Raw genomic sequence first — 7,798 nt, forward strand, 5'->3', positions numbered from 1 at the left:
TGGACGGAGGTGTTTCTCTGGATCGAGCACTGGACGGAGGGCGACCGTCCCAGGCGGATGAAGCTGGACCGCGGTCCGTGGAACCGCGAGAAGGTCATCCGTAAATTCTCCAAACACGGCATCTGGATCCTGCTCGCCGCCTGGACCGGCCTCACCTTCGTGGGCTTCTTTACGCCGATTCGTGAGCTCAGCCTGCGTGTAATCACCCTGGATCTGGGTCCCTGGGAGACGTTCTGGCTCGTCTTCTACGGCTTCGCCACCTGGGGGAATGCCGGGTTCATGCGGGAGAACGTGTGCCTGTACATGTGCCCGTACGCCCGTTTCCAGAGCGCGATGTTCGACCGGGACACCCTCGTCATTTCCTACGACGAAGCGCGGGGGGAACCGCGCGGCCCGCGCAAGCGCGGCGCCGATCCGGCCGAGCTCGGCCTCGGCGACTGTATCGACTGCACCCTGTGCGTGCAGGTCTGTCCCACGGGCATCGATATCCGCGACGGCCTGCAGTACGAGTGCATCGCCTGTGGGGCCTGCATCGACGCCTGTGATCAGGTCATGGACAAGATGGGTTATCCTCGCGGATTGATCCGGTATACGACCGAGAACACGCTCGAGGGCAAGCCGACGCGCATCCTCCGCCCCCGGGTGATCGTCTACTCCGTGCTGCTTCTCGCGCTGATCACGGGCACGCTCACCGCGGTGGCGATGCGTACGCCGATGCGTGTGGATATCCTGCCGGACCGTAATGCCCTTTACCGCGAGCTCGATGGTGGCCGCATCGAGAACGTCTACGACGTGAAGGTGCTGAACATGTCCCAGCAGGCGCACACCTACACGGTGTCCGCGTCGGGGCTGCCTGGAATAACGGCGGACACCGATCCGGAGCGGATCGAGATCGCTTCAGGGGAACAACGGAACGTGCCGGTGCGTCTGAGAGTGGATGCGTCGGTAATGAGCACGCCGGGTACCGACGTGGAGCTGACGGTAACCTCCGAGGACGGCAGCGTATCCGTCACCGAGACCACCCGTTTCCACGGCCCGTATCACCGTGGTGAATGATGATGAGCGCAAGCGCAATGAGCACTGAAGACCAAAAGCCCTGGTACCGGCAGTTCTGGTGCTGGTTCGTCTTCGCCCCGCTGGGCGTTTGGGTGATCGCGATGATCGGTACCGTCATCGTGCTCAACGGGAACATGGACGACCTGGTGGTCGATGACTATTCGCAGTTGGGCAAGACCTACATCCAGGAACGTGCAGCCTACGACCGCGCCGATGCCCTTGGCGTCGGCGCGCGGGTGCATGTCCAGCGGGACAGCGGGCGTGTCACGCTTGCCCTGGAAGGTCTCGACAAACCCCCGGAAAACCTGAAGGTCAAGCTGGTGCATCCGACGATCGCCAAGCGCGACCTCGGGGTCGAGGTGCACCGGGATCAGACCGGGCTGTACCGTGGCGGCACCGGAAGTGCCATCGACAATCGCCGCTATGTCATCATCGAGCCCGCTGACGGTTCCTGGCGCCTGCGTGGCGAACTGAAGGCCCAGGTGGGCGATCTCCGGCTCGGGGGATCGGACGGCGACGGAGGCGCCTGACCGGCCGGCGATGGCGGAGCGGTGCTTCCACTGCGGCGATCCGGTTCCGGCCGGAGACCGCCGTGTTGTCCGGATAGACGGCGAGGACCGACCGGTATGCTGCGCGGGCTGTGAGGCCGTTGCCGGTCTGATCGCCGGCAGCGGACTGACGGATTTCTACCGCTACCGCACCGCACCCTCAAGCCGCCCTGAGCCCGAGGCGGACGAGTGGTCAGCCTACGACCGCGAGACGCTGCTCGACGAAGTCAGCCATCCCGTCGGCGAGCACACGCGCGAAGCGGTGTTCGCGCTGGAGGGGATTACCTGCGCCGCCTGTGCCTGGCTGATCGAGCGGGTGCTGGAGCGCGAGCCGGGCGTGGAGACCGTACAGGTCAACCCGGCCACCGGACGCCTGCTGCTCGGTTGGGATACGACCGTTGCGACCCTGAGCACGTTGTTGCGGCATCTCGCCGGCATCGGCTACCGGGCCCATCCGCTGGAGGCCGGCGAGGCCATCCCCGGGATCATCCGTGAGCGCCGCGCGATGCTGCGGCGGCTCGCGGTGGCCGGGCTCGGTATGATGCAGGTCATGATGTACGCGGTCGGGCTGTATGCGGGCGCGATCCACAACGACATGGATCCACAGATTGAGGCGTTCCTGCGTCTCGTCAGCCTGCTCGTGGCGACGCCGGTGGTTGTCTATGCCGGTGCGCCGTTCTTCCGCGGTGCCTGGCGCGATGTGCGCGGCGGCCGACCTGGCATGGACGTGCCGGTGGCGCTCGCCGTGGGCAGCGCGTTCGCGGCGAGTGTCTGGAATACCCTCGTTGCCGGCGGCGAGGTCTACTTCGATTCCGCGACCATGTTCGTGTTTTTCCTCACCGTCGCCCGCTCCCTGGAGATGGCCGCCCGTCACCGGGCGGGCCGGACGACCGAGTCACTGGCCCAGACGTTGCCGACCACCGCACTGCGTCTGACAGAGGACCGGCCGGAGCGGGTGGCATTGCGTGAGCTCCAGCCGGGCGACCGGGTGCGGGTCCGGCCGGGGGATACCATCCCCGCGGACGGCACGGTGGTCTCGGGGCGGAGCGCCGTTGACGAGTCCCTGATCACCGGCGAATTCGAGCCGGTGCCGCGGGGCGCGGGCGATGCAGTCCTCGCCGGTAGCGGCAATACCGGCGGCGTGCTCGACATCCGTGTCGAGCGGATCGGGCGCCAAACCCTCGTTTCCGCCATCGTGGGCCTGCTCGAGCGCGCACAGACCCGGCGCCCGAGACTGGCGAGGGTGGCCGACCGGGTCGCGGGGTGGTTCGTCTCGGCCGTGCTGGTCGGCACGGCGGTCATCGCCGGCGTATGGTGGTGGCTGGAGCCGGGAGCGGCCTTTGAGATCACGCTGGCAGTGCTGGTCGCGACCTGTCCCTGTGCGCTGTCGCTGGCGACGCCCACGGCGCTGGTTGCGTCGACCAGCGCGCTCGCGCGGCGAGGACTACTCGTGACCCGCACGGACGCCGTCGAAGGGCTGGCCCGTGCCTCGCGGCTGATCCTGGACAAGACCGGCACGCTGACCACCGGCACCCCGGGTATCCGGCGCATCCGGGTCGCAGGGCGTATCGGCCGGGACGAGGCCTATGCTTTGGCGGCCGCGCTCGAGGCACACTCCGAGCACCCGATCGCCGGGGCGTTCCCGCCCGGCGAGCATCTGCCCCGGGCAGGGGAGGTCACGGTAGAGCCGGGCGCAGGGCTTGCGGGCAACGTCGATGGCCGGGCGGTGCGTCTCGGCCGGCCGGGGTGGGCGCTGCCGGAGGGCACGACGGCGCCGGCGGGCGGGATTGTCCTCGCCGACGGCGACGGCTGGCTGGCGACCTTCGAGCTGGCCGACCAGCTCCGCCCCGAGGCGGTCCCCGCTATACAGGCACTGCAGGCACGGGGGCTGACGGTGGAGATCGCCAGCGGCGATGATCCCGCGGCCGTGGCCGAGGTGGCCGCCGCGGTCGGTGTCGACGACTGGCGGGCGCGCATGCGTCCGGAGGATAAGCTCGCGCGCATGTGCGAGGCCCAGAGCGCGGGGGAACGCGTTGTGATGGTGGGCGACGGCATCAATGACGCCCCGGTCCTTGCCGGGGCGGATGTCTCCGTTGCGATGGGCCGGGGCAGCGCGCTGGCGCGCAACAGCGCGGACATGGTCCTGATGCGGGATGATCTCTCCGCGCTGGTGGAAGCCGCCGACGGCGCCCGACGTGCGGTCCGGATCATCCGGGAGAATCTGATCTGGGCGGCACTGTACAACCTCACCGCGCTCCCGCTGGCGGCGACGGGCATGCTCACGCCGTGGATGGCCGCCGTCGGCATGTCGCTGAGTTCGCTGGTGGTGGTGGGCAACGCCCTGCGCGCGAACCGCTGGCGCGCCCCCCGGTTCGGGCCCGACGGGCATGACCCGGCGGCGATACCCACCGCGACGCCCTGATCGTTTTCCGGAGGCTGCCATGACGATTCTTTACGTCCTCATCCCGCTGGCCCTCATGCTCCTGGTGGTCTTTGTCGGAGCGTTCTTCTGGGCCGTGGGCAACGGTCAGTTCGACGACCTGGACAGCCCGGCCTATCGGATCCTCATGGACGACGAAGGCCCGTCGAAGACACCGCCGGAGGAGGGAGGCGAGGCAACGACCGGTCAGGAGCGTACCAACGCGGATCCGGGGGCAGATGAAGACGCCGACGATGAGGACCGCGGCCAATGATGGGGGACATCACCCTTATCGGGGCGTTGCTCGCCGGCCTGGTGGGCAGCACCCACTGCCTGGGCATGTGCGGCGGCATCGCCTCCGCGCTCGGCATGGGGGTGGCGCCGGAGCGGCGGACACCGTGGCGGCTGTTCGGGTATGCGCTCGCCTACAACGCCGGTCGTGTGACCAGCTATGCCGTGGCCGGTGCCATTGCCGGCGGTGTTGGCCTGTGGCTGGCGAGCCTGATCAGTCTCGGCGCATGGACCAGCGGCCTGCGAGTCGCGATGGGGCTGGTCATGGCCGCAATCGGCGTTCAGGTCGCCTTCAACTGGCGGCTGCTTGCCCCCCTGGAGCGCAGCGGCATGCGGGTGTGGGCCCGTATCGCGCCGCTGGCCCGCGGCCTCATGCCGGTACGCAGCCCCGGCAAGGCGTTGCTGCTCGGCGGTCTGTGGGGCTGGCTGCCCTGCGGCCTGGTCTACGGCATGCTCGTGGCCGCGGCGCTGGCGGGCGGCGCCGCGGACGGGGCAGCGGTGATGGTGGCCTTCGGTCTGGGAACGATGCCGGCGATGGTCCTGACCGGTACGGCGGCGGCGGTGACGGGCCGCCTGCTCGCCCGGGGGCGGGTGCGGCTCGCGCTCGGCATGACGATCCTGGCGATGGGCGTGTGGACGGCGTCGGTCCCGATCTACTCCGGGCTCAACGCCCTCTACTGCGCCCCGGCGTGATCAGTCGATGACGAGTACGGGCACGTCGAGCTCGTCGAGCAGCCGGTAGCCCTCTGCGGTGGCGAGCGGCTCGCTCGCCCGTGATATCACCAATGCCTGGCCTTCGGCCCGGTGCAGGGCCTCGACCAGCGTGGGCGCACGGGTATCGGCGATATGCTCGAAGCGGATCGGCGTCCCAACCCGTCGGGACCACTCGCCCGCCAGCCTCTCCAGCTCCGCCGACGGGCCGCTGCCCGGCCGCAACAGGATACAGAGCGGCCGGCTGCGGTCCCGCGCCAGACGAATCGCCGTGTCCAGGGTAGGGCTCGGATCGTCGCCGCCGGGCTGGAGGACCACCACCGGGCGGTCATGGCGCGGGCGTTCCTCACCCACCACCAGCACGCTGCAACGGGTGGCACGGGCGAGGCGCGAGGCGACGCTCCCCATCGCCGGGCCGTAGTGCCGGCGCCAGCCGTTGCGGCCCACGACCAGTGTGTCCCGGGGCTCGGCGGCCGTGTCGGCAGCGCGCTCAAGCCGGTCCCGACCGACCTCGAAGCGCCACCGCAGCGCCCGCCGTGTGCCCGCACTGGCCAGTGCCTGCTCCAGGAGACGGGCCCGTTCCCGCAGCTCGCGCTCGACCAGAGCCGCCTCCAGCGGGCGCGTCTGGCCGGAGGTCATGCTGATCTCGTGGCTGAACGGCAGGCCGGCGGAGCGCAGCAGGTCGGTGTCCTCGACGAACAGACCGACCAGCTCGGCGTGCTGATGCGCGGCGAGGTCGGCCGCGGTCTCCAGCGCGGCCCGGGCGCCGCGGGTATCGTCGAGCAGGACCAGGATACGCGTCACCGCCGGTTCACTCTTCACGGCCGTCTTCCCCGTCACCGACGTTATCGCCATTATCGCTCTTTACAGCGGCGCCGTCGCCGCCACTGCGCCGCTCGGCCAGCTTGGCGAAATGCCGGAGCCGGTCCGCAACTGCACGATTGACGGTGCCGTCCGGGAAGTGGCCGTCAGCATCGACCACACCGGCCTCGGCTCCGGTCAGCAGGGTCAGCGCATCGTCCACGTGGGAAAGGGGCCAGATGTGGAAGCGGCCGGCGGCGACCGCGTCGACGACACGGGGATGGAGCATGAGGTTGGCGATGTTGGCCCGGGGCAGGGCGACGCCCTGTCTGCCGTCCAGGCCGCGCTGGCTGCAGACGTCGAAGAAACCCTCGATCTTCTCGTTGACGCCCCCTACCGCCTGCACCTGACCGTGCTGGTTCACCGAGCCGGTAACGGCGATGCCCTGGGCGAGGCCGTGGCCGGAGAGCACCGAGCAGAGGACGCAGTATTCGGCCACTGAGGCGCTGTCGCCGTCGATGCCGCCGTACGACTGCTCGAAGGCGATGCTCGCCGCCAGCGACAGCGGCGCTTCTCCGGCGAAACGCGAGGCGAGGAGGTTGGAGAGGATCATCATCCCCTTGGAGTGGATATTGCCGCCGAGCTTCGCCTCGCGCTCGATGTCCACCATGTGACCACGCCCGAGCCGGGCGGTGGCGGTGATCCGCGCAGGCCGCCCGAAGGCCTGGCCGCCGAGCTGCATGACCGACAGGCCGTTGACCTGACCCACCGCGGAACCGGCCGTGTCGATGAGCAGTGTCTCGCGCTGGATGGCGCGGTCGATATTCTCGCGCACCCGGGAGGCCCGGTAGACCTGGTGGTCGATGGCCTGCTGGATGTCGTCCGCACGGATATTCCGACTGTCGTCGCGGATCGCCCACTGGTTTGCCTCGACGAGCAGGTCGCCGATCGCGCGGTTGTGGATCGACAGGCGCTCGCTGTCGTCGGCCATCCGGCTGGCGTGTTCGATGACCCGGGCCACGGCCTGGCGGTCCAGGGGGCGGACCTCGCGCTCGCCCGCCAGGGTAGCGACGAGCCTCGCGTAGTCGTGGATGCTCTCGTCGGTGCGTGCGAGGTCCTCCTCGAAATCCGCCTCGATCTTGAACAGCTCGGCGAAGTCCGGATCGTAGGCAGTGAGCAGGTAGTAGAGGCTGCGCTCACCGAGCAGGATCACCTTGACGTCCAGCGGCATCGGTTCGGGCTCCAGCGTGACCGTGCTGATCAGGCTGAAGTACTGCTCCGGCGGCTCCGTATGCACCCGCCGGGAAAACAGTGCCCGTTTGAGGCTTTCCCAGGCCAGCGGCTGGGTCAGGACCTTGCGTGCGTCGAGGATCAGGTAGCCGCCGTTGGCGCGGTGCAGCGCGCCGGCGCGCACGAGGTGGTGGTCGGTGACCAGCGCGCCCTGGTGGACCTGGTGCTCGACGCGGCCGACGAGCCGCTGGTGGCTCGGCATGTCCTCGTAGACGACCCGCGCGCCCTGCTGCTCCGCGTTGTCGACGAGCAGGTTCACCTCATAGCGCCGGAAGAACGCCTGCAGCGACTGGCCCTGTTCACCGCCCTGGCCGATCAGGGCCTCGACGTTGGCGGTGACGTCCTCGCGGATCGCGTCGAGGTGCCCGATCACACCGGGATAGTCCGCCCATTTCCCGTGCAGGTCCTCCAGCAGGTGGCCGACGGCGAATACCGCCATCTCCTCGTGGAGCGAGCGGATCTTCTCCTGGGCCTCCTTGCGCCAGCGCGGCATCTGCTGGATGACGGCCTGGAGCCGTTCCTGGAGCTCGCCCACGGCCTTCTCGATGGCCTCGCGCCGCTCCTCCGGCAGCTCCCGGAAACGCTCCGGATCCATGACCTCGCCGTTCTCGTCCTTGGGCGCGAAGGTAAAGCCGTTCTGGGTCTGGAGCAGGGCGATACCCTGCTGGTCCGCCGCCTCCTG

The 7,798-nt window shown here is 69.3% G+C and carries 7 protein-coding genes; 5 read left to right on the top strand and 2 right to left on the bottom strand.

The genetic code is table 11. The features are described from left to right. The 5 genes from ccoG to G7A99_RS14570 all read left to right on the top strand — a co-directional run. The coding region (ccoG, locus tag G7A99_RS14550; protein ID WP_163141384.1) for a cytochrome c oxidase accessory protein CcoG at positions 1-1,056 on the top strand (1,056 nt) is incomplete at its 5' end. 17 nt (positions 1,057-1,073) lie between these two features. Next, on the top strand, positions 1,074-1,586 hold the full coding sequence (locus tag G7A99_RS14555; protein WP_163141387.1) for a FixH family protein: 513 nt from the start codon (positions 1,074-1,076) through the stop codon (positions 1,584-1,586). A 10-nt stretch (positions 1,587-1,596) separates the two neighbouring features. Beyond that, on the top strand, positions 1,597-4,026 hold the full coding sequence (locus G7A99_RS14560) for a heavy metal translocating P-type ATPase (protein ID WP_163141390.1): 2,430 nt from the start codon (positions 1,597-1,599) through the stop codon (positions 4,024-4,026). A 19-nt stretch (positions 4,027-4,045) separates the two neighbouring features. After that, positions 4,046-4,297, top strand: coding sequence for a cbb3-type cytochrome oxidase assembly protein CcoS (gene ccoS / locus G7A99_RS14565; RefSeq protein ID WP_018716908.1), 252 nt, complete (start codon positions 4,046-4,048; stop codon positions 4,295-4,297). Next, the gene (locus G7A99_RS14570) at positions 4,294-5,007 is read left to right on the top strand and encodes a sulfite exporter TauE/SafE family protein (RefSeq protein WP_163141392.1); all 714 of its coding nucleotides are present in this window, start codon (positions 4,294-4,296) and stop codon (positions 5,005-5,007) included. The genes ccoS and G7A99_RS14570 overlap by 4 nt, the downstream gene beginning before the upstream one ends. Here the strand turns inward: G7A99_RS14570 and G7A99_RS14575 are convergent, their stop codons facing one another. Both G7A99_RS14575 and G7A99_RS14580 read right to left on the bottom strand, forming a co-directional pair. Beyond that, complete coding sequence (locus tag G7A99_RS14575) at positions 5,008-5,847, bottom strand: universal stress protein (RefSeq protein WP_018716906.1); 840 nt, start codon at positions 5,845-5,847, stop codon at positions 5,008-5,010. Then, positions 5,837-7,798 (bottom strand): Lon protease family protein (locus G7A99_RS14580; RefSeq protein WP_163141396.1); only part of this gene is annotated, 1,962 nt, incomplete at its 5' end. The genes G7A99_RS14580 and G7A99_RS14575, both read right to left, overlap by 11 nt.

The organism is Arhodomonas sp. KWT, from assembly GCF_010993615.1.

What these genes read in the sequence shown, in the direction of transcription:
- ccoS (WP_018716908.1), top strand. Translation starts at nt 4,046, where the DNA reads ATGACGATTCTTTACGTCCTCATCCCGCTGGCCCTCATGCTCCTGGTG.
- G7A99_RS14570 (WP_163141392.1), top strand. Translation starts at nt 4,294, where the DNA reads ATGATGGGGGACATCACCCTTATCGGGGCGTTGCTCGCCGGCCTGGTG.
- G7A99_RS14555 (WP_163141387.1), top strand. Translation starts at nt 1,074, where the DNA reads ATGAGCACTGAAGACCAAAAGCCCTGGTACCGGCAGTTCTGGTGCTGG.
- G7A99_RS14560 (WP_163141390.1), top strand. Translation starts at nt 1,597, where the DNA reads ATGGCGGAGCGGTGCTTCCACTGCGGCGATCCGGTTCCGGCCGGAGAC.